Here is a 25647-nt window from a genome sequence, read left to right as displayed (position 1 = left end):
TTTGAAAAAGAGAATTGCAATTTTTGCTTCAGGGTCAGGGTCAAATGCTCAAAAAATAATGGAGCATTTTAAGCGCAATGCCGATGCCGAAGTTGTGTTGATACTTACCAACAACCCGCAGGCCTACGTTTTGCAGCGTGCAGATAACTTCGAGATCCCATCGCACATATTTACCCGCCACGAATTTTATGATACCGATGATGTGATCAGCCTGCTGAAAAACCTGCAGGTAGATATTATTGTACTGGCCGGTTTTTTATGGCTGGTGCCCAAAAGCTTACTGGCGGCATTCCCCAATAAGATCATTAACCTGCACCCTGCGCTGTTGCCAAAATTTGGCGGCAAGGGGATGTATGGCGATAATGTGCACAAAGCCGTGCTGGAAGCCGGCGAGGAAGAATCGGGCATTACCATCCACTTTGTAAATGCCGAGTTTGATGAAGGTGAGGTGATCCACCAGTCGCGCTTTAAGATAGAGCCCGGCGACAACCTGGAGATGGTTAAATTTAAAGGCCAGCAGTTAGAGCATCAGCATTTCCCGAAGGTGATAGAAAGCCTGCTGAAGAAGATGCGTTCGTAGTGGAAGATCAGCGGCCGGAAGTTAGAGATCAGGTTGCAGGGTTACCCGCTAATCTCTATCTGTAACCCCGCTTTTTTGCCAGCCCTCGTTTATTTTATCGTACAAACCCTCAAAAGAATGCCTTAAGGCGGCAGTACTTACAATTATGGGCGATCCATACATCCTGTAATTGATGGATGCTGCTCTGCGGCTAAGTGCATTTGGTTGTCTGTTAATATATCCGTTGGGATCTTGCACCTTTATCATTATCATTTTTTGCCTGCCTATCTGCAAAGTTGATAAACCGGCAATATCTACCCAGGGAATAAAACCTACCGAAAACATACTGGAATTATCTACAATGCCATTACTATCAATAACAAAACCCGGGCTGGTATCAAAAAGTTTACTAACCACAAACAGGGCGCAAACACCAAAAAATACAATTGATGCATAACCTATAATTGTAATTAGCAGGGGGCTTTTGCTAAACATTTCGGGGTGTTTAACAAACCAGATCCCTGCGGCTACAAACAGCAAAGCACCTGTTAGCAGCGCAATCATTTTTATTTTGCTTAAAGATATTTCAATAGCATAGTTTGCTTCGGTATCCATTGCTGAAAATTAAGTAACGCTACTACAACGCTGCCAACAGATAACTGTTTTACTTCACCCTTACAAACTGCATGCTGCAGCCTTCGATACAGGCCCGGTTGCCCATATTTAGCGAGTCGCCTTTTAGCTGGTAAAAATACTTCTGTTCCTGCACGCCGTTGCCGGTAACAGTTATACTGAAGCTATCAGTTAGGGTGTATTTACTGTAACCGTTAAACACCGAGCCGCCAATTACGCCGGATGGTTGAAAGGTAGCGTTGCCGCTTGCAGGTACCCAACCGGCCGGGGCGGGGCCAATACCTGTTTTGGTGCGCACCAGTTTCCAGTTGCCAACTAAGGCAGCCGTTTTACCGGCGTTGTTTTTTTGACAGGCATTTATACCCACTAATACCAACAAAGTAAGTGATAAGGTTTTAAAGGAAGTGATCATAAAAGATAGTTTACGGTATTACGCAGGCAACTGCAAATGTGCTACAAAAATATTGATGGCTATGCGAATTTGATTGAATGATTACCGTTGTTATATCCCTGAATTAATAAAATTAATACGCTGATACCAAGGTAACATACATTTATGAACCTTTTTTACAACTAATTAAAAAGCGCCGAAAGCAAACCAAAAAAAACTAACCACAATCCTCTAATCTCTAATCAGTAATACGTACCTTTGCGGCTCAAAAATTCCCTGTCGTAATGAGTCATTCTGTTCAAATAAAAAACGCGCTGATTTCTGTTTATTACAAAGACAACCTTGAGCCTATAATTCATGAGTTGAACCGCCTTGGTGTTAAGATCTATTCTACCGGTGGTACCGAAACTTTTATCCGCGATCTTAGTGTTGATGTTATTGCTGTTGAGGATCTTACCTCATACCCGTCTATACTGGGCGGCCGTGTAAAAACGCTGCATCCAAAGGTGTTTGGCGGTATATTGGCCCGCAGGAGTTTTGACAGCGACGAGCAGCAGCTTGCCCAGTATGAAATACCCGAAATTGACCTGGTGATTGTTGACCTTTATCCCTTCGAAGAAACGGTAAACTCGGGCGCCAGCCAGGAAGATATTATCGAAAAGATCGATATCGGCGGCATCTCATTGATCCGCGCAGCCGCTAAAAACTATAAAGATGTAGTGATACTGGCTTCAAAAAACGATTACAGCGAACTGGAAGAGATCCTGAAAGCGCAGCAAGGCGCCACCACTATTGATCAGCGCCGCCGTTTTGCGCAAAAGGCATTCAATATATCATCCAACTACGATACCCACATTTTTCAGTACTTTGACCAAAGTGAGCCGATGCCTGTTTTTAAACAAAGCATTCAAACCAGCCAGGTGTTGCGCTATGGCGAAAACCCGCATCAAAAAGGCACTTTTTATGGTAACCTGGATGCCATGTTCACCAAGCTAAACGGTAAAGAATTATCCTACAATAACCTGGTTGATGTAGATGCCGCGGTTGCATTAATTGATGAGTTTACAGATCCAACCATCGCTATACTAAAACATACCAACGCCTGCGGTATTGCCACACGGTCGTTCATTAAAGAAGCCTGGATAGATGCCCTGGCCTGTGACCCGGTTTCGGCCTTTGGCGGCGTTATCATCGCCAATGATGAGATAGATGCGGCTACCGCCACAGAGATAGACAAGATTTTTTATGAAGTGCTGATCGCACCTGCCTTTACAGACGAGGCCGTGCAGATCCTGTCGGCCAAAAAAAACCGGATCGTATTGATCCGCAACCGGGTAGAATTGCCGCTAAAGCAATTTAAAACCTTACTGAACGGCGTGATAGAGCAGGATAAGGACAACACCGTTGAAGGCCCGGCTAAAATGAACCCGGTTACGGATAAAAAGCCAACCGAGCCTGAGCTTAAAGACCTTTACTTTGCCAACAAGGTGGTAAAGCATACCAAATCAAACACCATTGTATTTGCTAAAAACAACCAGTTAATGGCAAGCGGCGTTGGCCAAACTTCCAGGGTTGATTCCTTGAAGCAAGCCATCATCAAGGCAAAAAGTTTTGGGTTTGATCTGAAAGGCGCCGTAATGGCATCTGATGCGTTTTTCCCCTTCCCGGATTGTGTGGAGATTGCTGCAGATGCCGGCATCACAGCCGTTTTACAGCCCGGCGGTTCTATAAAAGATCAGGATTCTATCAATATGTGTAACCAAAAAGGCATTGCCATGGTTACTACAGGGGTAAGGCATTTTAAACACTAATTTAGAGCTTGAAGATTAGTTAATCAGAAATGAGTAGCAGCAAATTAAATAGTACAGTTTATTTGCAATCGTTAGTAACTGATCGCTCATCTCCGGTTAACTAATCTCTAACAACAAATACGAATTATTAAAAATTAGAGTTATTAATTACTAATTTACACGAATACGGCGCCCGTGTTATTTGGCACCCAAAAAAAGTTTTAATATTAAATTCCAGCTAAATAGAAATAACGCCAAATGGGTTTATTCAATTTTTTTACGCAAGAGATAGCTATCGATCTGGGTACGGCAAATACCCTTATCATCCATAATGATAAAGTTGTTGTTGACGAGCCATCCATCGTGGCGTTTGACCGCACCACCAATAAAGTGATTGCCATTGGCCGCCAGGCGATGCAGATGGAGGGTAAAACCCACGATAACATCCGCACGGTGCGCCCGCTTAAGGATGGTGTAATTGCCGATTTTAACGCCGCCGAGCTAATGATACGCGGGATGATCAAAATGATAAACCAGGGTAAAGGGTGGTTCTTCCCATCGTTGCGTATGGTTATCTGTATCCCATCGGGTATTACCGAGGTGGAGAAGCGTGCCGTACGTGACAGTGCCGAAATTGCAGGCGCTAAAGAGGTTTACCTTATTTACGAACCAATGGCTGCTGCCGTAGGTATTGGTATCGATGTAGAGGAGCCTATGGGTAACATGATCATTGATATTGGTGGTGGTACTACCGAAATTGCGGTTATTGCCCTTTCGGGTATCGTGTGCGACCAGTCTATCCGCGTTGCAGGGGATAACTTCGACTCAGACATTGTACAATACATCCGCCGCCAGCACAATATCATGATCGGCGACCGTACTGCCGAGAAAATCAAGATAGAGGTAGGGGCAGCGCTTCCGGAACTTTCTGAACCGCCTGCAGATTTTGCCGTACAAGGCCGCGACCTGATGACCGGCGTACCCAAACAGATCACCGTATCGTACACCGAGATTGCGCATTGCCTGGATAAATCTATCTCAAAGATAGAGGAAGCGATATTGAAGGCTTTGGAGATAACCCCGCCGGAGCTTTCTGCCGATATTTACCAGACAGGTATTTACTTAACCGGCGGCGGCGCATTATTACGCGGGCTGGATAAACGTGTGGCTGCCAAAACCAAACTACCCGTGCACGTAGCCGAAGACCCGCTGCGCGCCGTAGTACGCGGCACAGGCACCGCGCTTAAAAATATAGGTAACTTTAAATTTTTAATGCAATAGTTGTTTAGAGATTAGAGATTAGGAACCAGAGATTAGTTTATACTCAATGGTCCTAATCTCTAATCTCAAACCTCTAATCTCTGAAAGATGCGCAACCTCCTGATATTTATCACCAAGTACAACGCATTCTTCCTGTTCCTTATTTTCGAGATCGCTTCGCTTATCATCTACATCAAGTACAATTCTTTCCAGAAGGCGTCTTTTATCAACAGTACCAACCGGGTTAGCAGCAGCCTGTATGCTAGGGCCGATGAGTTTAAAGGTTACCTGAGCTTAAAGGAGGTGAACGACGGGCTGGCTAAAGAAAATGCTGCCCTGCGCAACCAGTTACGCTCATATAAGTACGCAGATACGCTGGCAAAGCGCACCGTTAACGATACCATATACAAACAGCAATATGTAACTGTAGAGGCTAAGGTGATCAATAACTCCATAAATAAACGTAATAATTACCTTACCATTAGCCGGGGTACTAAAGATGGTATTGCCAAAGGCATGGGTGTAATATCTGATGCGGGCGTGGTGGGCAAAGTGGTTTTTGTGGGCGAGCATTTAGCTATTGTACAATCGTTATTGCACAAGGATTCGCGCTTTAGCGCAATGCTGGCTACCAATAAAGAAATTGGTTACCTGGAATGGGGCGAAGATATGGACCCGCACAAAGGCTTGCTGATAGATGTATCTAACAACGCGCAGCCAAAAATTGGCGAGGCGGTGGTTACGTCAGATCTTTCGTTATTCCCGGCGGGGGTACCTTTGGGCAAGGTAAGTAAGCTTAACGCCAAAAAAGGCGGCGGCTTTTTCCTGAACATGGAAGTAGCCCTGGCTACCGACTTTAGCAAGCTGGAGTACGTTTACGTAGTGATAAATAAATTTGCGCAAGAGCAAAATACGTTAGAAGCACAGGAGAAAAAAGCCGATGAGTAGGATCCTGATCATAAACCTGGTGCGCTTTGTAGTGCTGGTGCTGTTACAGGTTTTCCTGTTAAAAAACATCACGCTTTACAACCTGTCTACCCCGTACCTGTACATCCTGTTTATACTGCTGCTGCCGTTCGAAACGCCTAACCTGGTGCTTTTTGCGCTGGCATTTGTATTGGGCTTAACCATAGATGCTTTTTACGATACCCCCGGCCTGCATGCTGCGGCATGTACACTGCTGGCATTGGTAAGGGTGTTTTTTATCAGTATAACGGTACAAAAAGATGGTTTTGACAACGAGCCCGAGCCCACCCTCAGCATTATGGGTTTCAGGTGGTTTTTTACCTATGCGCTTGTGTTAACCCTGTTCCATCATTTCTTTTTGTTTAACCTGGAGGTTTTCAGGATAGATGAAATAGGCTATACTTTAACACGCTTTTTACTGAGTTCGGTATTTACTGTGTTTTTGATGCTGGTTTCTGGCTTATTATTTTTCAGAAAGAAAGAGCGTAAATAATGAATAGTTTTTTTGAACGCAGGTACATTATTGCAGGCATCTTTATCGTGTTGATACTGGTGTTACTTGCGCGCCTTTTTTATATACAGGTAGTTGATGACCGCTATTACCTTTTTGCCAAAAACAATGTGATCCGCCGGTATATTCAGTACCCGGCGCGCGGCCCTATACTTGACCGTACCGGTAAAATAATGGTACAGAACGAACCCGTTTATGACATTACCGTAGTACCCAAGCAGGTAAAGGCTTTTGATACCGTTGAGTTTTGTAAATTACTGGGGATAGACCGCGCAGGTTTTGATAAGCGGATGGAAAAGGCGCGTAAATATTCGCCTTATCGTACTTCGGTTTTCGAGAAACAGATTGCCCCGCAGTTATATGCCTCTTTCCAGGAACGGCTGTCAGAGTTTCCGGGCTTTGATACGCAGCCCCGCAGTTTGCGTGATTATCCGGATTCGGCCGCGGCGCAATTTCTGGGTTATATAGGCGAGGCAACAGAAGCGATCATCAAGCGCTCGGGCGGTTATTATAGTCCGGGTGATTATGTTGGGATAACCGGCGTAGAAAAATCATACGAAACGGTATTGCGCGGGCAGCGGGGCGTGCAAAATTTGATATACGATTCGCATAACGCCCCCAAAGGACATTATGCCAACGGCGTTTACGATACTGCTGCTGTAGCCGGCCAGCGCCTCATCTCGTCGCTGGATATGAAGATCCAAAAACTGGGCGAAAAGCTGATGACCAACAAAGTGGGGAGTATTGTAGCCATTGAGCCATCAACCGGCGAGATTTTATGCTTTGTAAGCAGCCCCACCTACAACCCCAACCTGCTGGTAGGCCGCGAGCGGGGTAACAACGCTGCCAAACTTTATAAAGATCCATACAAACCCTTTTTCACCAGGCCGGTGCAGGCATACTACCCGCCGGGCTCCTCGTTTAAGCCCTTAAGCGCTTTGATAGGCCTGCAGGAAGGGCTCATCAAACCATCTGATACGTATAACTGTATCGGGTATTACATGGCGGGTAACCATAGGGTTAAATGTACGCACGTACACGGCACCGTTAATTTGGCAGGTGCCATTGCCGGTTCATGCAACGGGTATTTTAATATGGTATTTGCCAAAGTGCTTAACGCAAAGGGCGGTAAAAATACCGACGACAGCTACACCAGCTGGAAAGCCAACGTAAATAAGTTTGGCTTTGGCGAGCGCTTAGGCGTAGATATCCCGAGCGAAGGCAAGGGGCTTGTACCTACCGCCAAATATTATGATAAAATGTATCACAAGGGTGGGTGGCGTTCTACAACGGTAGCATCGCTGGCCATTGGCCAGGGCGAATTGCTGGCCACGCCCTTACAGTTGGCCAATATAGAAGCTACCATTGCCAACCGCGGTTTTTACTATAAACCCCACCTGATAAAAGCCATTGGCGATAAGCAGGTAATAAAACACGAATACACGGTTAAAAACTATGTAGGTATAGATGCTCAGTATTTTGAACCTGTTATAAACGGGATGCAAAGCGTGGTAGATTACGGTACGGGGCAGGGTTCAAAAATTCCGGGGATTGTGATGTGCGGTAAAACCGGTACGGCGCAAAACCCGCATGGTAAAAACCACTCGTTATTTGTGGCCTTCGCCCCGCGCGATAACCCTAAGATAGCCATAGCGGTGGTGGTAGAAAACTCTGGCGACGGCGGTACCTGGGCGGCACCCATAGCCAGCTTTATTGTAGAGCAATATTTACGCGGAAGCATCAGCCAGCGGCCATCGCATATTTTCCCTGAATATTATATCGAAAAAAACCTGTTGCCCGCCATTATTTTAAAACCTGCCGATAAAGCAAGAATAAAAGCCGACAGCCTTAAAAAGGTAAGTTTAGATTCCATCAGGAAGCAAAAGCAGGATTCGGTAAAAAAGGCCGCCTTAAGATCGGCACAAACCGCCATGTTGCCAAAAAGGAGGGACGATGAATAACCAGCGCGGTTTCTTTTTTAATGTAGACTGGATAACGGTGCTCATCTATCTGGCGCTGTGTACCATTGGCTGGTTCAATATTCATGCCGCGGTGTTTGATGAGAACCACCCCAGCATTTTAGATCTGGAAACCAGTTACGGCAGGCAATTTATTTTTATACTAACTGGCCTGGTGCTGGGTACGGTGATATTGTTGTTAGAAAGCCGGTTCCTTTCGGCAGTTTCGCCTGCGCTTTACGTGGTTACGGTGCTGATGCTGATACTGGTATTGGCCGTGGGCCGTGGGGTTGGCGGCAACCAGGCATGGATAGATCTGGGCGGCGGTTTTAAGCTGCAGCCATCAGAATTTGCCAAGTTTGCCACCTGTTTGTTACTGGCAAGGTATCTGAGCGCTACCAACGTAAAGGTTACCGACCCTAAATCGTTCCTGATAGCCGGCGGTATTATTTTACTGCCCATGGTGCTCATCAAAATGCAGCCGGATGATGGCTCTACCCTGGTATTTTGCTCGCTTATATTTGTGCTGTACCGCGAGGGCCTGTCTACCTATTTTCTTGTTATTGGCGGCATACTCATTACCTTGTTTATCACCTCGTTGATATTTAACGAATGGTATGTGGTAATTGCGGTGATAATTGTTACCGTATTGGCGGCAATATCTATTAAGCGCAACAGGCCATTGTTGTTTAAAGTTATTGTTGGGGCTGTCATCAGCATAGGCTTTATATTTGCTGCCAAGCCGCTTTACAACAAAGGCCTTAAAAAACACCAGCGCGACAGGATAGATGTGGTGCTTGGCCTGTCGCAGGATAAAAAACATGTGGGGTATAATCAAAACCAATCCATCATTGCCATTGGCTCGGGCCGGGTTTGGGGCAAAGGTTATTTACAGGGCACACAAACCAAATATGCATTCGTACCTGCGCAAAGTACCGATTTTATTTTTTGTACCATAGGCGAGGAGTGGGGCTTTGCAGGCTCGGTAACGGTGCTGGGCTTATATCTTTTTTTGCTGCTGCGCATTATTCTGATAGCCGAGCGGCAGCGTGCGCCATTCTCGCGTATTTACGGTTATGGGGTGGCTTCTATCATCTTTTGCCACGTTATTATCAATATAGCAATGGCTATTGGTTATATGCCGGTTATCGGGATCCCGCTGCCGTTCATTAGTTATGGCGGTAGTTCGTTATGGAGTTTTACCATCCTGCTGTTCATCCTGCTTAAGCTGGACTCTAACCGCATGGGCATCAATCACGCCTAATGGCCTTTTTAATGCTGTATTATTATTGCAGTAACGAGTTATGCCTGATGCTACGCATAACGCCTTTTTAGCAAAGCGTAAAACTTATCCATGGTGGCTTTTTTGCCTTCCCAATTATTTTTGGTAACGTAGTTGGTTTTCAGGAAACGGTCGGCTTCTTCAAAGTTGGTAAAGCGATTCACTATCTCAATAGCTTCGCTGTAGGCCAGGCTGTAGCCGTTAAACAGGTCTTTCACAAAAAGCATTTTATCATTCAGGCTGATGGCCGCTTTCATATCTTTTATGGGCGCTTCGGCAGGCTCTGTATGGGTGTTGAGGCTCCCCCTCAACTGTGCAGACATCCGCTGATTTAGCGTAAGTACTTTTTCTTCTTTTACCGGTTCATCGGCCTTCACTTTCGGGGTGTTATCAATCACCGGCTCGGGGTTGGCAGGTACAATGTTTGGCTCCTGCGTTTCATCATCCGTGTTAATGATCTCTCCGTCGAGGATGTTTTCCATCGTAACTACGGGGTTGTTGCCGGCCTTGTTTTCGGGCGCGGCAGCACGTGCTTCCGGTGCATCTTCTTCGTCCCCCCAGTCATCGGCTTCATCCAAAATCAATTTATGTTTAATGATCTCGGGCTCCTGCCGCTCAAACGAATAGCTATCGCTGCCGGTACCCGTGCTCAGGTCTATCTGCGGGGAAGGCTGCTCATCGGCAACCGGGGTAATATCAATTTTTATGGGCTTGGGCGGTGCCGGTTTAAATGGTGTGCGCTCTATTACAGGCTTTGCCTGCTGCACAAGTGGCTCAAAATATTTAGGCTCGCCGGTATTATTGGGCTTTTTTACTTCTTCAGTTAAGGGTTTCAGGTTTTGCGGCCTTAGTTCTGCCGGTTTTAGCAAATCAAATTTTTTCTCTTCCGCCACAAGTCTGGCAGGTTCGGGCCTTGGCTCTGCCGGTTTTGGTAACTCAAGCTTTTTCTCTTCAACGTGCGGGGGCAGGGTGTGTTGCAGCTGCGCACGCTGCAGGTTCAGTTTTCTTAAAATTTCGGCATGGTCTATTAAAAAGTGGGCATTGGCAATAAACAGTTCAAGTTCCAGGTCGTTCAGGTTGTCTGCAGTGTTTTTCAGATCCTGATATTGGTCGCTAAGTTCTTTTAGTATTTCGCCGGTCTTTCTAAATACCTCCTGCTGCTTCATGGCTTTAATGTTAGGAAATTGCTTACCAAAAATAGCATAAAATTCTGATATTAGCCCTTCACTAAAGTTTTGAGATTTGTACACCGAGGAAGTTTTTAAAAGGAGGAATGAGATTGGAGGGAGTATTGAAGTGGTCTGTGGGTCAATGTTTTCGGGCAAAACCGAAGAGCTGATCAGGCGGGTTAACCGCGCGCGGATCGCTAAAGTAAATGTTGAAATTTTTAGCCCCGTAGCCGATACCCGCTATGATAAAAGCGCCCTGGTATCGCATAATCTTAATTCTATCCCTTCTAAAACGGTGGCTGCATCGGCAGAAATTTTGCCGCTGGCGGGCCACATTCAGGTGGTGGGTATTGACGAAGCCCAGTTTTTTGACGACGGCCTGCCGCAGGTTTGCCAAACCCTGGCCAATAGTGGTGTACGTGTAATAATAGCCGGCCTGGATATGGATTTTAAAGGCCGCCCTTTTGGCGCCATGCCGCAATTGATGGCCATAGCCGACTCGGTTACCAAACTGCACGCCGTGTGCGTAAAATGCGGCCAGCAGGCCATGTACTCTTATCGCCTGGTACCCAACGAAAGTCAGATACTTTTAGGCGAAAAAGAAAGTTACGAAGCCCGCTGCCGTAATTGCTTTAACCTGGACGGGCAGATATAACCTGCCCGGGGTGAGTACAATCGCCGCCTTGGGTAATCGCCTGCTTTGTTAGTTAACTCACCCCGACTACGCTACGCTGGTCGACCCTCTCTGCTGCGCAAAGAGGGTTAGTAATTATTTTTTTTACCCTCTTTACGCCGCAGGCGAAGAGAGGGTCGCGCACGGAGTGCCGCGGGGTGAGTAAATCGCCGCCTGGCAAGATCACCTGCTTTGTTAGTTAACTCACGCCGACCACGCTGCGCTGGTCGACCCTCTCTGCTGCGCAAAGAGGGTTAGGAATTATTTTTTTTACTCTCTTTCCGCCGCAGGCGAAGAGAGGGTCGCGCACGGAGTTCCGCGGGGTGAGTGAAATCGCCGCTTGGGTAATCGCCTGCTTGGTTAGTTAACTCACCCCGACCACGCTGCGGTGGTCGACCCTCTCTGCTGCGCAAAGAGGGTTAGGAATTATTTTTCAACCCTCTTTCCATAGTAGGTAAACTTTGCGGTAAAATTTACAATCGATATATAAACAATAAACGGCCTTTTAAGGTTAGTTTATTAAAAGATCCGCCATGAGCATTAGCTTACTTTCCTCCATACACTGCAAAAAAGATGCAGAGGGAGCGTTTGATACCGAATTGAAGAAACTGATTGAAACATCGCTGAAAGAACAGGGCTGTATAGCCTACGAGTTATACCAGTATAAAGATGAACCCACCAAGTATGTGATTGAAGAAGAATGGGCCGATGAAGATGCTTTAAGCAGGCATATGGAAACGGCGCATTATAAGTACTTTGTGCATATATCGCCTGCTTTGCTGGAAACCCCCGCAGATGTAAAAATACTCACACGGCTGATATAACGCAGGTTTTGCCTGCGCCTGCATAAACAATATTTATAATTTACTGTTATAACTAAAAGGCAATTTTACATTGGTTTTTACATATCGGGTTAATAAGGAATTAATACTTACACAAACTATGGCTAAGAAAATTTTGATTATTGAAGATGATAAAGATATAAGAGATACGGTTACTTATGCGTTACAAAGTGAAGGTTACGAAGTGATATCATCAGAACATTCAAGAATATTAAAATTGTTAGACTACCATAAGCCCGACCTGATACTGCTTGATAACTGGCTTACCGAATGGATGAGTGATGCCAATGGGCAGCAATTAAGCAAGGAGTTAAAAACCAACCCCGAAACAAGCCATATCCCGGTTATTATTGTATCGGCAGTAAGCAATGTTGCCGAAATAGCCAAAGAAGGTTTATCAGACGGATATCTTAAAAAACCTTTCGATCTGGAAACCTTGTTTGCCATCGTAAAAAAACATACCGAAAGCCCCACGACCTCCTGAAGAGTGATTTTAAAAGCAGATAAATAACAAAGCCCAACTTTTTTAAAGTTGGGCTTTGTTATTTATCTGCACATCTGCACATCTGCACATCTGCACATCTGCACATCTGCACATCTGCACATCTGCACATCTGCACATCTGCACATCTGCACATCTGCACATCTGCACATCTGCACGGAGGGTTACAATTTTACGCCCAGGCCAATGTTAAAAGTGATGCCGTTGCCGGGTAAAATACCGGGGCCGGGGTACATGTTGATACGGCGTGTAAAGTATTTTTGGTCGGTTAGGTTATTGATGTTCAGGTTAACATGATAGTTTTTAAGGAAGCGATAGTTAAACGCCAGGTCTACCAGTTTGTAGGCCGGTACAATACCTGTTGCACCTGTTGGGTTAAAGGTGGTGTTATTGGCGTCGCTAAACTGTTTGCTTACATAGCTCAATAAAACCGTGCCGGTTATGTGGCCGGTTAAATAGGTAAGGCCGGTGCGGTTGGTCCAATCCGGTGTGCCTTCAATTTTATGGCCCGCCAGGCTAACGTTTGTGCCGTTATTATTGATGCTGCCGGTGGTGTACCTGGCATGGGTATAGGCCAGGGTGTTAAACAAACGCAAGTCTGTGCCCGATTGCGGGTTAAAACCACGGATCAGCGATAGTTCGGTATAAGCCTCGATACCTTTTGCATTGGCATTACCAATAGTTGTTAAATATAAATGATTTACCCCGCCGGCATCCTGTACGGTTAAGGTACCTGCGCGGTTACCATAGTGCACAAAAAAGCCGTTTACATCAAACGTAAGTGCCTGGCCTATCTTACCGCGATAGCCCAGGTCGGCATTATAGCCCTTGCTATCTTTCATATTCGGATCAACCAGGGTAAGCTGGTCGGCAGGGGTAACGGCTGCGTAAATGTAGGGTCGGTATGCCTGCGAAAAGTTTCCGTAAAGCTGAGTAGTGCTGCTTACCTGATACTGCAGGCCGGTGCCAAACAACGGGAAACTGCGGTTACGGTTGTAAGCTACATGGGTGCTGCGGTTGTTTACCACACCATCAATAGTTGTTTTGATAACCTCGTAGCGCACACCCGGCGTAACCGAAAATTTGTTGGTGATGCGGAAAAGGTTTTCGGCAAATACGGCGTAGTTAATGGCATTCAGGTCCAGGTCTATACCGTAATCTTTGGTCAGGCTTAAATCAAAATCGCCGGCTGTGGTACCCACGCCTTTTTGCTGGCGATGGGTAGATCCGTCGGCATATCTTAAACCGGTGGCAAGCGTGCTGTAAAGGCTGCCCAATTTATAGCTATGCAATAAGCGTGCTTCGGTGGTAAAGCTTTTGTAATGGTCGCGGTCTACCTGGCGCGGGTTGTAGGTGCCCAGGGCAGGGTTCACCACATCTGCCACGTTTGATGGCGCGATGAACTGCACACTGCTGCGCTCGCCAAAAAGCGTATGCGATGTAACCTCTAAGCGGGTATTGTTGCTAAAATTATAGTTAAACAATATTGCCGGGATGTTGATGGCCGGTTTAAAAAAGTTACGGAAACGGTTAGATTGCCTGCTGGTGGCATTATACATATCATCGGTTAAGCCGCCTGCAATTTGCTGCACATAATCTGACCGCGAGAACTGGAACGACAGGCTGCCTTTGGTATTGAACTGGTACTTGATGTTGGTATAATAAGCATGATAATTAAACGCAGCATCCGGCCGCCAGCCGTCGCCGCTGCGGGCATCAAAATAGGCGTAATAGCTTACCTTGCCTATTTTACCGCCAATGGCGTTGTATGAATTGAAAAAACGGTTGCTGCCTGTGGTTTGCTCGCTCTCTAAACCGAAGGTTTTGGTGGTATCGGGCTGTTTAATTTTAAAGTTTACCATGCCGCCAAACTGGCTGCCAAATTGCAAAGATGATGCGCCACGTACATACTGCACCTCGCCAATGGCCTGGAATGGCATGTTGTAATGGTTTTCGGGATAACCCACAACATCCGAGTTGGTGTTGTAGCCATTCTGGCGGATGTTGGTTTCTATAGAACGATGCATATCGGTACCGCGGGTGCCAATGTTTAGCTGCAGGCCCGCTCCATCCATTTCCCAAACGTTGATGCCCGGTACCTGCGAAAACAGGGTGCGGGCATTATTACCGGCCAGGTTTGCCTTGCCCGGGTCGACGTAAATAATATTGGTTTTTTTGCCCGAGAAGATATAGGCGCCGGATACATCGGGCAGGTTTTTGCTGCGCGATTCTTTAACGATAACGCTATCCAGTTTCAGGGTGTCTTTGCTTGTAGTTTGGGCTTGGGCCTGGTAAACGCAGATAGTAATAACCGTTGTTAACAGGGTTTTGTGTAGATGTTTCATGAATAATACTGTAAAAAAATAGAAAATTAACGGTTAAATAAAACAGCATCCGCACAAAAGCAGTATTATGCTTTGGCGGGTTTTAAAATACGATGCTGTAAAATGAAGGCTTAACCTATAACTTGCGGCGGCTGGCCCGGTACCGGGATAAATGGCGGGGCATTAAGCGTATAAACTTTAGCCGCACCCTGCGGCGGGAAACTCTCAAACCATAAAAAGCTAATAACCAGCTGCGGATGATCGTACTTACTATCGGCACCGCCTTTTTTAGCAGTGGTATCGTTTGCCTTTTTATTTGTGGGGATATCGTTTATCTGTTTGGCGTAGATAACGTTGTTGTCTATCAGTTTTGTTTTTTCGTAATTGGGCACACACATTACGTAAAGCGTATCCCGGGTAAATTTTAGCTTAACGTAGTTGTAACAGGCATTTTTTAGCTGGATAGACCCGCTTACGTTTTTGTAATCGGCCCATTCGCTGATGCCCGGCAGGTTTTGTTTTACCTTTAGTTCTATAAGCGCATTCGGGTTATAAAGGTTGTGGCTTATCAGGTCGTTCATGTGCCTGTCGGCTCGTTCAACCATGTAATTTTGCAGCAGCATGTATCCACCCCAGTTAAAAAAGTGGATCACAAGCAAAAATATGGCGAACAGTCGTTTCAAAGTGGTGGGCGTGCTGTTGCAATTTTAAATAAAAAATTAATAACATATACTACTGCTGCATTTTAAAAGTTGATGTAAAAGTTAAACTACAAGCTTAAAAATTAATATTTATTTGCTTATTTTACGGTTACAAACAATACTTAATTAAGGCCTTGGCATAAGCTGAAACGCCGTTTTATAATATCTACTATTGATGCAAAGCAAAAAGCGTGTGCTATTTTACTTAGTTGACGGCGCCCACAGCGAAGTTTTACCAGAACTGATTGAACAAGGCCATCTGCCAAATATTAAACGAATAATTGACGAAGGCACTTACCGCAAGGCTACTACCTGTTTCCCGTCTACCACGGGGCCGGCGTACCTGCCGTTTTTAACCGGTCATTTCCCCGGCACTATGGGTATCACCGGCATCCGCTGGTTTGATAAAAAAGAGTTTAAGCGCAGCCGCCTCAACAAGATGGCTATGCGCAGCTATTGCGGCCCCGAAGCGGCCTGGTTTAATACCGATATGCCCGCCGATAAACCCACGCTGTTTGAACTAATGGGCGAATCGTACAACCTGTATAACATGATAACCCGCAGCGTGCCCGATGAATACGATCTGGGTAAAAAAGGTAAAGGTTTATTATATACCCGTGCACATTTTAAACTGCGCCATCATCCCGTAGATATACAGGGCCATCAGCGTATTATGGAGATGATCAATTCCGGTAAGGATTTTGATTTTTTGTTTGCGGTATTCCCTAGTGTAGACTGGGATTCGCATTACCACCACATACGTGATGCACGTACCATTGAGGCTTATAAAATTGCTGATAACAGCCTGGGCGAAGTTAGGGCAAAGCTGGAGGAACAGGGCAAATGGAAAGACACCCTTTTTATCATGACATCCGACCACGGCCTTACCCCAACCACCCAACACCTTGACCTGGCCGACTGGATGACCAACCACGGATTAAAATCGGTATATTACCCGGTGATATGGAAGAGCAACCCGAAATGTGCGGTAATGATATCCGGTAATTCATTCGGCAGTATCCATTTTTTGAACCACCCCGGCGATCATGTTTTGCGCGAGCAGGGTATTATGGAAGCGATGGGGGCGGATAGATTAACACTTTTGCTGAATGAGCCTGCAGTTGATTTTGCCATATACCGTGGCAATGATGAGCAAACCTTTATTTTGCATAATAAAACTGGCAAGGCCAGTATATCTGTTACGGGTGATGAATTTACTTACGAGCCGGTTACAGCTGATGTATTAAAATACGGCGGTAAGATACAAGCCATAGGGCATCGCGAAATATTGGCTAAAACTTTTGATACCGATTATCCGGATGCCATTTTCCAGATCTATCAGCTATTCCGGAGCCGCAGGGCGGGGGATATCGTGATCAGCGCGAGTTTGGGTTATGATCTGCGCGATTTTTGGGAGTACCCGGAACATAAAGGTTCGCATGGTTCGTTACATAGGTATCATATACACGTGCCTATGATATACAACCAAAAAGGCTGGGACGAAAAACCTATGCGCACTGCAGATCTGTTTGATAGTATCCTGAAATGGAAAGGGATCACCCCAAAAGCATCAGAGGGCGAGCCCTTATTTTAATTATATACCGTTAAAGCGTAAATGACACCAACTACCCGGCAAACCAACGAGCCCGAAAAGCAGGAAGCTAAAGCAGTATTCAATAAAAAGGTTATCATCAAAGGGACTTTCTGGTTCGCGCTGATAACGGTGGGTACTATTGCAGCGGTGTTTTTTTACACCAACACAGGCGATACCCTTAAGGCTTTATCAAGCATATCCTATAAATACATTGCTATTTGCCTGGTAATGCTTTTTGTTGATTTGATGCTGGGCAGCTGGCGTAACCATATCTACATCCGTAAAATGGCGCCCGGTGTATCGCATTGGGTTAGTTTTAAGGCCAATGTGGCCAACATGTTTATGGGGGCGGTAACCCCGGCACATGGCGGCGCAGGCCCGGCGCAAATATTTGTTTATACCAGTAACGGGGTAACCTTTATTGATTCGTTTGCGGTTACGCTGATAAACCTGGGGGCAACACTTATTTTTATGCCGCTGGCCGGTTTTGTAGCCATTATGTTAATGGATACTACCGAAGTGGGCAGCATAGTACCGGCCATGCTTAAATATGGCTTTAGCTTTTTTCTGCTGTTTTTAATGGCCTTTTTGCTGGCTTTCTGGAAACCGCTTCTGGTGGGCACCATCATTAAAAAAATAGCTGCCGGGTTATCTAAGATCTTCCCGAAAAAGAAAGCCGCCCTCACCAAATGGGCCGACAACTCTTTCCAAAGCATCAGCAAGTACCAGCAAACCTGTAGTGTTATTATCCGCAAGCATCCGTTCCTGTTCCCGCTCAGTTTGGTTATTACTACTTTATTGTACCTTAATAAGTATTGCATGCAGTGGGTAATATTAATGGGCCTGGGCGTAAATGCCAATCTGGTGCAGGTGATCTCTATCCAGGTACTGATCCAGTTTATGATCTACTTTGCACCAAGCCCCGGCGGCAGCGGCTTTGCCGAAGTATTTATAGCATCGCTGTTCGGTAAGATCGTTCCTAAAGCATTGGTACCTATTTTTACTTTGCTGCAGCGCTCGTTCCTGTTGTTTTTCCCGGCGTTGATAGGGGCTGGCGTGGTGCTTAACCTGCTGCGCAAACAAACCATGAAAAAATCATAGTAGCGGCTTAATTACTGCTATACAGTTGCTTTTTTATCAAAAGCATGCTGTACTTGCGCATAACATGCCTGCAATGCTGCACCGGCAAGGCCTTATGGTTATTGTAACCTTACTGCCTTAAACCGCATTAAAACTTTAAGGTGTGGCATTTGTATTAGTAGTATAATGAGCAAACCTATCAGGGTAATAATAACAGGCACTACCGGCATGGTAGGCGAGGGTGTGATGCATCAATGCCTGCAAAACCCCGCTGTAGAGGCCGTACTGATCATTAACCGCAAATCATCGGGCTACAGCCACCCAAAACTTAAAGAGATAGTGCATGCCGATTTTTATAATTTGCTGCCGGTTGAAGATGAACTGGTTGGTTATAATGCCTGCTACTTTTGCCTGGGCATTTCATCGGTAGGGGTAAGTAAGGATGATTATTACAAAACCACTTATTTGCTTACCATGGTTGTTGCCCAAACACTGGCAGCGCTAAACCCGGATATGACCTTTTGTTATGTATCCGGCGCGGGTACCGATAGCAAAGAAAAAGGCACCGGCTGGGCGGCTGTAAAAGGCAAAACCGAAAACGACCTGATGAAGCTGCCTTTTAAACAGGTATTTGCATTCAGGCCGGGTTTTATTAAACCAATAAAGGGCTTAACCAAAACGCATAATTTTTACAAATATATCAACTGGCTTTTCCCGGTTGGGCGTAAGCTTTTCCCCGCCGGCTTTATAACATTGCAGGAACTTGCCGCAGCCATGGTGCAGGTTACCTTGCAAGGCTATAATAAACAGGTTATAGCAGGGAAGGATATCATAACGCTTTCTAAAAGTGTATAATCGGCAAGGGTGAAATCACCCTATAAAAAGGCTCTTTACAACCTTAAAGAATGTTACAGATGGATGTATATTAGTAATGTTTTAATTACAACCTAAACCTTATCCTGTTATTACAAAGTTTTTCGGATATCACCTGATCAATTTTGGGGGGATGTAAAGTGCAAAGCAGCAGTGCTTTGCACTTTATTAGTTTTAAGGGGAAGTTAAAGTTTAAGCCACCGAACTTAAAGGGAAGGCAGTACACAGTAATTGGTTTTCTGTAATTAGCTATCTTTGTAAATGGGCATTATTAACTTCACAACCTTTTGTATAACATCATTACTTTTCATTCTTTCTCCGGGTATCGATACGATCTTTATCCTGAATAAATTAATTGCCCAGGGTAAAAAATGGGGTTTGTATTCAACATTGGGTATTACAACCGGGGTGCTGGTGCATACCACTTTTGCTGCGTTTGGCCTTTCGCTTATCTTGGCGCAGTCGGCTACTGCCTTTAGTATCGTAAAATATCTTGGCGCTGCTTATCTTATTTATCTTGGGTTTAGCAAGCTGTTTACCAGTGAAAATATGGTTACAGCAGAAAGCCGGCCCCAGCCGGTATCGGTTAAAAAAACCTATTTATCTGCGGTGATCACTAATACGTTAAACCCCAAGGTAGCTATTTTTTTTCTGGCTTTTTTTCCGCAGTTTATTCAGCCGGTTTATATGCACAATGCGTTGCCGTTTATTATTTTAGGTGCAACTTACGCGCTGATAGGCTTGTTGTGGTTTACCATACTCACCTTATTTGCCGGGTCTTTTTCTCATAAGCTGCAATCAACCCCGGCTATCGGGATGTGGCTAAACAAGTTTTCGGGTGCTGTTTTTATACTGATGGGCGTAAAGGTAGCCCTTACTAAAAGGTAGCCGGCAAATAATTCCTAACCGTATTTTTTAGAGCAGGGGGTTATTATCCAAAAGCAAAGTTTAGCCGGATATTGGCTTGTTTAAATAATAATAACTGTTTATTTAAATTTAACGCGGGTAAATAAGTTAAAACATTTAATTTGGGCTTGTGGTTCTGTTTTGCGTAAATCCGTCTGAATGAAAGTATTGCTTGTTGAAGATGAACCGGGCCTGGTATCGGTAATTGTGCGTGGCCTTAATGATGCCGGCATGGAGGTAAGTGTTGCCGCCGATGGCATTATGGGGCTGGATATGGCCCGTGCCCATAAATTTGATATTATTTTGCTGGATATTATGCTGCCGGGCATGAATGGGATACAGGTTTGCAAAGAAGTACGTAAGCAGGACGACAGCGTTGCCATACTGATGCTGACGGCGCTTAACAGTACCGAAAATGTGGTGACCGGCCTTAACAGCGGTGCCGACGATTACCTGGCCAAGCCCTTTAAATTTGCCGAGCTGGAAGCCAGGATACGTACCCTGGTGCGCCGCAGCAAGGCAGGCAGCGCCCCCAAAAATGTCATAACCATTGCCGATCTGGAAATAGATACCGTATCTAAAACGGCCAGGCGCGGCGGCAAGGGAATTTCTCTTACCGCTACCGAGTATCATTTGCTGGAGTACTTTGCCCGCAACCGCAACATGGTGCTGTCGCGCATCCAGATCCTGGAGAACGTATGGGATATTGATTTTAACATGGGCACTAACGTAGTGGATGTATATGTTAATTATCTGCGCAAAAAAGTAGATAACGGTTACGATGTTAAGCTGATACATACGGTTTTTGGCATGGGTTACATGTTTAAGGAAAACGGCGATGAAACTCCAAACTAAAATAACCTTACTGTTTGTTGTGATCTCTACCATTGGGTTGGTACTGCTTAACGCTTCCATCTTTTATTTTGTATCCGACTTTAACTTTGAAGATTTTTTTAAGCGTTTAGAAGCGCGTGTTAACCTCACCGCCGAAACTAATATCCACCCCGATAAAGAGTCGGCCGCCTACAAACAGGTACGGTTGCGCTACCTGGAGAAGCTGGCCAACGAGCAGGAGTTTATTATTAAGCTGGATACTGCCAAAAAACCATCATACAGTAAGGCAGTAAACCTGCCCGATGAATTTTATCAGAATATTTTAACCAACAAAAAGGCACGCTTTACGCAGCAAAACCATTTTTATGCCGGCAGGCTGTTCAACATCCAGGGCGAACAGTATATTGTAATTGTTACCGCAAATGATCCGTACGGGTTTAAAGAACTGGCGCAGCTGAAGCGGGTGCTCATCATCATCTTTTTTATATTTATACTGCTCACTTATATCGCGGGCAAAATATTTTCATACTATACGCTGCAGCCGGTGCGCGGCATTATTAAGCGGGTAAAAAATATAAGCGCCAATAACCTGCATATGCGGCTTGACGAGGTAAAGGGCAAAGATGAGATTGCCGAACTGGTGCTTACCTTTAACAACATGCTTACCCGGCTGGAAACCGCCTTTGAAACGCAGAACAATTTTGTAAGCAACGCCTCGCACGAGCTGCGCACCCCGCTTACCATTATCAGCGGCGAAACGCAGCTGCTGCTAAAAGGCAACAAGGTTACCGATGCAGGGAAGGAATCGGTACAAACCATTTTAACCGAGGTAGAAAAGCTGGGCCATATCCTGGCAAGCCTGCTGGGCCTGGCGCAAACCGGGTTTGACGGTAAGAAGCAAAACTGGCAAAAAATACGTGTAGATGAACTGGTAATGGGCGTTGCCGATTCGGTGCGGAAGATAGACCGCGAAAGTGTTATCGATATTGATTTTTCGACCCTGCCGGATGATGAAAGTTTATTATATACCGAGGGTAACATCAACCTGCTGCAGCTGGCAATAAGCAATATTTTGTTAAACGCCTGCAAATACTCCAGCAACCGCCCGGTTACCGTGCAGGTTACGGCGCAGGATGGCCGGGTAATTATCAAGGTTTCTGATAAAGGCATAGGCATACCGCAGCAAGAGCAGCAGTACATTTTTGAGCCCTTCTTCCGTGCCTCAAATACCGGCGATTTTAAGGGGCACGGCATAGGCCTGCCGCTTACGCTCAACATCATTCGCCTGCATAAGGGCAGCATCGGCATCCGGTCGGAAGAGCAGGTGGGTACCGAGATCCAGATCCTGCTGCCGGCAGTTTAATTGCTTCTTTTTATCCGTTTCGGGCAAACGGTTTCTCATAACTTTCTAATAAGTTGGGGCTGTTTATTAAATATAGCTATTCTTTAAAGGTTTATTTACTGATTATCAGAAATTTATAAACTATAATATATTTTAAAAAATTAATAAATTCTAATAAGGCTCTTAATCCATTTTAATGAGTGTAAGGTAGTATTGTAATAAGCAACTAACTAAAGTTTAACTTATTAAATAGCTACCCATGAAAAACATACTCATCCCAACCGACTACCAGGCGGCATCAATAGATTGTATCCATGCCGTTTGCCGTAAATTTAAAGGTGAAGAACTTAACCTGATATTTGTACACGTTTTTAAACTGTCCGACTCTTTTAGCGACGTGATCACCCTGAGCCGCCGCAGCCGCGAGTACGAAAAGGTAGGCGATGATTTTTACCGCTACTGCAATGTTTTACGTGCACAGTACCCGCAGATCCAAAATGTTAAGATAGAGTTTTTGTATGGCAGCACCCTGGGCATGTTCAAAAACTTTATTGAAGCCAACGAGGTAGATATGGTGCTGGATAACGAAGGCTACCAGTTTAACCCCATACATGCCTACAGTGTAGACCCGGCCCTGTTGATACAGCGCGCAGGCCTGCCGGTTATTAAAGCGCCAAAAGGCAATTATGCCAGCATGATGCAGCAGCAAAAAGTTGCCGCCCCTGTATATCAGCACGAAGAAATGTTAACAGAAGTATAAACCTTTAAACATCTGCCATTATGTTATTAAAAGAGAATATCCCGGTAACCTATATCTTCGGGAAAATAAAAAAAGAGGTGTTACTGGTAACGGTGTACTCGGTACTTATTGCTATTATGTACAACACGTTTCATTTCACCCGTATTTCTATCCCCATAGCAGTGCCTACTATTTTGGGTACGGTAATATCACTGCTGCTGGCCTTTAAATCAAACCAGGCTTACGACAGGTGGTGGGAAGCGCGCACCCTTTGGGGGGCAATTGTAAACGATACCCGCAGTTTAACCCGCCAGCTACTCACTTTTGTAGATACCCCTTATGCCGATGAAGAGCGCAAAGCCTTTTGCGAAAAACTGGCCAAGCGCCAGGTAGCCTGGTGTTATAGCCTGAGCCGACATTTACGCAGAGAAAACCCTTTACAGGGGCTAGAGCGCCTGATAAGTGCCGAAGACCTGGAGCACGTAAAACGCTACGATAATGTACCCGTAGGCTTGCTGGAACTACAGGGGGCCGATTTACGCAGCGCCTATAAACTGGGCTGGATAAATGAGTATCAGCAGGTGGCTATAGATGAAACCCTTACCCGTTTTAGTAACGAGATGGGCGGCTGCGAACGAATCAAAAACACGGTTTTCCCGGCTACATACAGCGTTTACATCCATCTGTCGGTACTGTTGTTTGTGTTGCTGCTGCCTTTTGGGCTGATAGAGTTTTTTGGTGTGGTAGAAGTGCCGCTGGTTATTGCCATTGCCTCATCGTTCTTTTTGATAGAGAACATGGCCATCCATCTGCAGGATCCGTTTGAGAATAAGCCTACAGATACGCCAACTACCACCATATCGCGCAATATCGAGCGGGATATCAAACAAATGCTGAACGAAAATTATAAGCAGGAAGAACCTGCACAAGGTGCTTCTTACAATCAATCAAAAGTGTTCTATATTCTGTAATTAAGTTTAAGTTTGTTTTAACTGTGAAGGCCGGTCAGCGTTATGCTGCCGGTCTTTTTTTATCGGGTTGCCGGGTTATAGTTATACCTCGTTCAGGTATTTATGCACAAAGCTGATGGCCATAGAGCCTTCGCCTACGGCAGACGCTACACGGTTCATGGCGCCTGCGCGTACATCACCTGCGGCAAAAATACCGGGGCAGCTGGTTTCTAATAAATAAGGGTCGCGGTTGCCTTTCCAAACCTTTTCAAAATCGGGGCAAAGGTTAAGGTCTCGCCCGGTTTCAATAAAGCCCTTGTTGTTGGTGATGATATCTTTGCAAAGCCAGTCGGTATAAGGTTTGGCGCCGATGAAAATGTATAATGCATCCGCTTCAAGTGTTTTCTCCGCCTTAGTTTGCAGGTTCTGGATCTTAAGCTGCTGTAAATTGCTATCGCCTATGGCTTCTGTAATTTCGCTGTAAGGCATCAGGGTGATGTTGCTTTCATTGCCTATCTGATCTATCAGGTATGACGACATCGTTGCCGCCAGGCTATCTTTTCTGATCAGGATAAAAACCTCTTTGGCAAATTTAGACAAGTACATGGCCGCCTGCCCGGCAGAATTGCCGCCGCCTACCACATACACATGCTTATCCTTGCAGGATGCGGCCTCCGTCATGGCGGCGCCGTAGTAAATGCCCGCGCCGGTAAATTTATCGATGCCGGGTGTGTTAAGCTGGCGGTAATCTACACCGGTGGTTATCACTACCGATTTAGTTGTTACTTCTTTGCCGTCATCCAGTATCAGGGTTTTATAATTATCTTTCAGTTTAATTTCTTTTACGGCCTGGGGCGACAAAAAATCAGTACCGAAACGGGCCGACTGGGTGATGGCCCTGCGGGTAAGATCGGCGCCGCTAAGGCCCGCCGGGAAACCGAGGTAATTCTCTATCCGCGAACTGGTACCTGCCTGCCCGCCGGGCGCTTTCTTTTCTATCAGCAGGGTTTTTAACCCTTCGGATGAGCCGTAAACAGAAGCCGCCAGGCCGGCCGGCCCTGCACCGATGATCACTACATCGTACATATCGCTTTTGGCTTCCTGATTAAGGCCTATTTTGGCGGCAATATCTTTTACAGGCGGGTTTTTTAGCAAGGTGCCGTCTGCAAAAATAATAGCCGGCAATTCTTTGGTATCCAGCTTGTTTAGTTTGATGGCTTTCTGGGCATCTTCGGTGTTGGCATCCATCCAAAGGTAAGGCACCAGGTATCCCGACAGGAACTCCTTAATATCGTGCGATTTGGGCGAGTACTGGTAGCCTATCACTTTTATCCCCCTAAAATCCGGCCGGTAATGGCCCTGCCAGTCCTCCAGCAGGTCGGTTAAGATGGGGTAAAGTTTCTCCTCGGGCGGGTCCCAGGGTTTGGTGAGGTAGTAATCCAGCTTAACTTCATTAATGGCTTTAATGGCGGCATCGGTATCTGCGTAGGCAGTAAGCAATACGCGCTTGGCATTAGGGAAAAACGTGGTAGTGCGGCACAAAAAGTCAACGCCCTCCATTTCCGGCATGCGCTGGTCGCTCAAAAACAGGGCAACCACTTCGCCTTTATTTTTCAGTTCCAGCAGGCTATCCAGCGCTTCTTTTACCGATGCGGTGCTCAGGATGCGGTAATCCTGCCGGTAATGGTTCTTCAGGTCGCGGCTTATGGCGCGCAGCACCTGCTGGTCATCGTCAATTACAAATATGATGGGTTGTTGGTCCATTGTG

24 protein-coding genes are annotated in these 25647 nt (G+C 45.7%); 18 read left to right on the top strand and 6 right to left on the bottom strand.

Features of this window, described 5'->3' with window-relative positions; genetic code table 11:
- Position 1 precedes the first annotated feature (1 nt).
- A complete protein-coding gene (gene purN, locus E2R65_RS03955; protein WP_134335165.1) occupies positions 2-580 on the top strand; it encodes a phosphoribosylglycinamide formyltransferase in 579 nt (192 codons plus the stop codon).
- Positions 581-628: 48 nt separating this feature from the next.
- Here purN and E2R65_RS03950 read toward each other — a convergent pair whose 3' ends face one another.
- Positions 629-1174: an STM3941 family protein gene (locus E2R65_RS03950; protein WP_134335164.1), complete on the bottom strand. Its 546-nt coding sequence runs from the start codon at positions 1172-1174 to the stop codon at positions 629-631.
- Between the two features lie 49 nt (positions 1175-1223).
- A complete protein-coding gene (locus tag E2R65_RS03945) occupies positions 1224-1604 on the bottom strand; it encodes a hypothetical protein (RefSeq protein WP_134335163.1) in 381 nt (126 codons plus the stop codon).
- 263 nt (positions 1605-1867) lie between these two features.
- Here E2R65_RS03945 and purH point away from each other — a divergent pair, with 263 nt between their 5' ends.
- From purH to rodA, 6 genes are all read left to right on the top strand, one after another.
- Positions 1868-3394 carry a bifunctional phosphoribosylaminoimidazolecarboxamide formyltransferase/IMP cyclohydrolase gene (purH, locus tag E2R65_RS03940; RefSeq protein WP_134335162.1) on the top strand — a complete coding sequence of 509 codons (1527 nt, stop codon included), beginning with the start codon at positions 1868-1870 and terminating at the stop codon, positions 3392-3394.
- 237 nt (positions 3395-3631) lie between these two features.
- Positions 3632-4654, top strand: coding sequence for a rod shape-determining protein (locus E2R65_RS03935; protein ID WP_067054626.1), 1023 nt, complete (start codon positions 3632-3634; stop codon positions 4652-4654).
- An 87-nt stretch (positions 4655-4741) separates the two neighbouring features.
- The gene (mreC, locus tag E2R65_RS03930; protein WP_134335161.1) at positions 4742-5581 is read left to right on the top strand and encodes a rod shape-determining protein MreC; all 840 of its coding nucleotides are present in this window, start codon (positions 4742-4744) and stop codon (positions 5579-5581) included.
- On the top strand, positions 5574-6092 hold the full coding sequence (mreD, locus tag E2R65_RS03925; protein WP_134335160.1) for a rod shape-determining protein MreD: 519 nt from the start codon (positions 5574-5576) through the stop codon (positions 6090-6092). The genes mreC and mreD overlap by 8 nt, the downstream gene beginning before the upstream one ends.
- On the top strand, positions 6092-8071 hold the full coding sequence (mrdA, locus tag E2R65_RS03920) for a penicillin-binding protein 2 (protein WP_134335159.1): 1980 nt from the start codon (positions 6092-6094) through the stop codon (positions 8069-8071). The genes mreD and mrdA overlap by 1 nt, the downstream gene beginning before the upstream one ends.
- Positions 8064-9332, top strand: coding sequence for a rod shape-determining protein RodA (gene rodA, locus E2R65_RS03915; protein WP_134335158.1), 1269 nt, complete (start codon positions 8064-8066; stop codon positions 9330-9332). The genes mrdA and rodA overlap by 8 nt, the downstream gene beginning before the upstream one ends.
- A gap of 50 nt (positions 9333-9382) precedes the next feature.
- On the opposite strand, the gene E2R65_RS03910 is transcribed toward rodA, so the two are convergent.
- The gene (locus tag E2R65_RS03910; protein ID WP_134335157.1) at positions 9383-10516 is read right to left on the bottom strand and encodes a hypothetical protein; all 1134 of its coding nucleotides are present in this window, start codon (positions 10514-10516) and stop codon (positions 9383-9385) included.
- A 76-nt stretch (positions 10517-10592) separates the two neighbouring features.
- Here E2R65_RS03910 and E2R65_RS03905 point away from each other — a divergent pair, with 76 nt between their 5' ends.
- The 3 genes from E2R65_RS03905 (at position 10593) to E2R65_RS03895 (ending at position 12518) form a co-directional block, all read left to right on the top strand.
- Positions 10593-11174: a thymidine kinase gene (locus E2R65_RS03905; RefSeq protein ID WP_134335156.1), complete on the top strand. Its 582-nt coding sequence runs from the start codon at positions 10593-10595 to the stop codon at positions 11172-11174.
- Between the two features lie 551 nt (positions 11175-11725).
- Entirely contained in the window at positions 11726-12016 is a 291-nt protein-coding gene (locus tag E2R65_RS03900; RefSeq protein ID WP_134335155.1) for a putative quinol monooxygenase, read from the top strand.
- A gap of 118 nt (positions 12017-12134) precedes the next feature.
- Positions 12135-12518: a response regulator gene (locus tag E2R65_RS03895; RefSeq protein WP_134335154.1), complete on the top strand. Its 384-nt coding sequence runs from the start codon at positions 12135-12137 to the stop codon at positions 12516-12518.
- Positions 12519-12700: 182 nt separating this feature from the next.
- Here the strand turns inward: E2R65_RS03895 and E2R65_RS03890 are convergent, their stop codons facing one another.
- Both E2R65_RS03890 and E2R65_RS03885 read right to left on the bottom strand, forming a co-directional pair.
- Positions 12701-14881, bottom strand: coding sequence for a TonB-dependent receptor family protein (locus E2R65_RS03890; RefSeq protein ID WP_134335153.1), 2181 nt, complete (start codon positions 14879-14881; stop codon positions 12701-12703).
- Positions 14882-14991: 110 nt separating this feature from the next.
- Entirely contained in the window at positions 14992-15543 is a 552-nt protein-coding gene (locus E2R65_RS03885; RefSeq protein ID WP_134335152.1) for a hypothetical protein, read from the bottom strand.
- Positions 15544-15736: 193 nt separating this feature from the next.
- Here E2R65_RS03885 and E2R65_RS03880 point away from each other — a divergent pair, with 193 nt between their 5' ends.
- The 8 genes from E2R65_RS03880 (at position 15737) to E2R65_RS03845 (ending at position 23900) form a co-directional block, all read left to right on the top strand.
- Positions 15737-17155, top strand: coding sequence for an alkaline phosphatase family protein (locus E2R65_RS03880; RefSeq protein ID WP_134335151.1), 1419 nt, complete (start codon positions 15737-15739; stop codon positions 17153-17155).
- 21 nt (positions 17156-17176) lie between these two features.
- Positions 17177-18256 carry a lysylphosphatidylglycerol synthase transmembrane domain-containing protein gene (locus E2R65_RS03875; protein ID WP_134335150.1) on the top strand — a complete coding sequence of 360 codons (1080 nt, stop codon included), beginning with the start codon at positions 17177-17179 and terminating at the stop codon, positions 18254-18256.
- Positions 18257-18421: 165 nt separating this feature from the next.
- On the top strand, positions 18422-19090 hold the full coding sequence (locus E2R65_RS03870) for an NAD-dependent epimerase/dehydratase family protein (protein WP_134335149.1): 669 nt from the start codon (positions 18422-18424) through the stop codon (positions 19088-19090).
- 279 nt (positions 19091-19369) lie between these two features.
- Positions 19370-19996, top strand: coding sequence for a LysE family translocator (locus tag E2R65_RS03865; protein WP_134335148.1), 627 nt, complete (start codon positions 19370-19372; stop codon positions 19994-19996).
- Between the two features lie 177 nt (positions 19997-20173).
- Complete coding sequence (locus E2R65_RS03860) at positions 20174-20869, top strand: response regulator transcription factor (protein ID WP_134335147.1); 696 nt, start codon at positions 20174-20176, stop codon at positions 20867-20869.
- Positions 20853-22211, top strand: a complete 1359-nt coding sequence (locus E2R65_RS03855) for a HAMP domain-containing sensor histidine kinase (protein ID WP_134335146.1) — start codon at positions 20853-20855, stop codon at positions 22209-22211. Before E2R65_RS03860 ends, E2R65_RS03855 begins: the two co-directional genes overlap by 17 nt.
- A 238-nt stretch (positions 22212-22449) precedes the next feature.
- Complete coding sequence (locus tag E2R65_RS03850; RefSeq protein ID WP_134335145.1) at positions 22450-22950, top strand: hypothetical protein; 501 nt, start codon at positions 22450-22452, stop codon at positions 22948-22950.
- A 20-nt stretch (positions 22951-22970) separates the two neighbouring features.
- Positions 22971-23900 (top strand): bestrophin family protein, encoded by a 930-nt coding sequence (locus E2R65_RS03845; RefSeq protein ID WP_134335144.1) that lies wholly within the window; start codon positions 22971-22973, stop codon positions 23898-23900.
- A gap of 81 nt (positions 23901-23981) precedes the next feature.
- Here E2R65_RS03845 and E2R65_RS03840 read toward each other — a convergent pair whose 3' ends face one another.
- A complete protein-coding gene (locus E2R65_RS03840; RefSeq protein ID WP_134335143.1) occupies positions 23982-25643 on the bottom strand; it encodes an FAD-dependent oxidoreductase in 1662 nt (553 codons plus the stop codon).
- Between the last annotated feature and the right edge of the window lie 4 nt (positions 25644-25647).

It is taken from the genome of Mucilaginibacter phyllosphaerae, assembly GCF_004378255.1.
GTDB classification, from domain to species: Bacteria; Bacteroidota; Bacteroidia; order Sphingobacteriales; family Sphingobacteriaceae; genus Mucilaginibacter; species Mucilaginibacter phyllosphaerae.
This window is presented reverse-complemented; position numbering and strand designations above follow the sequence as displayed.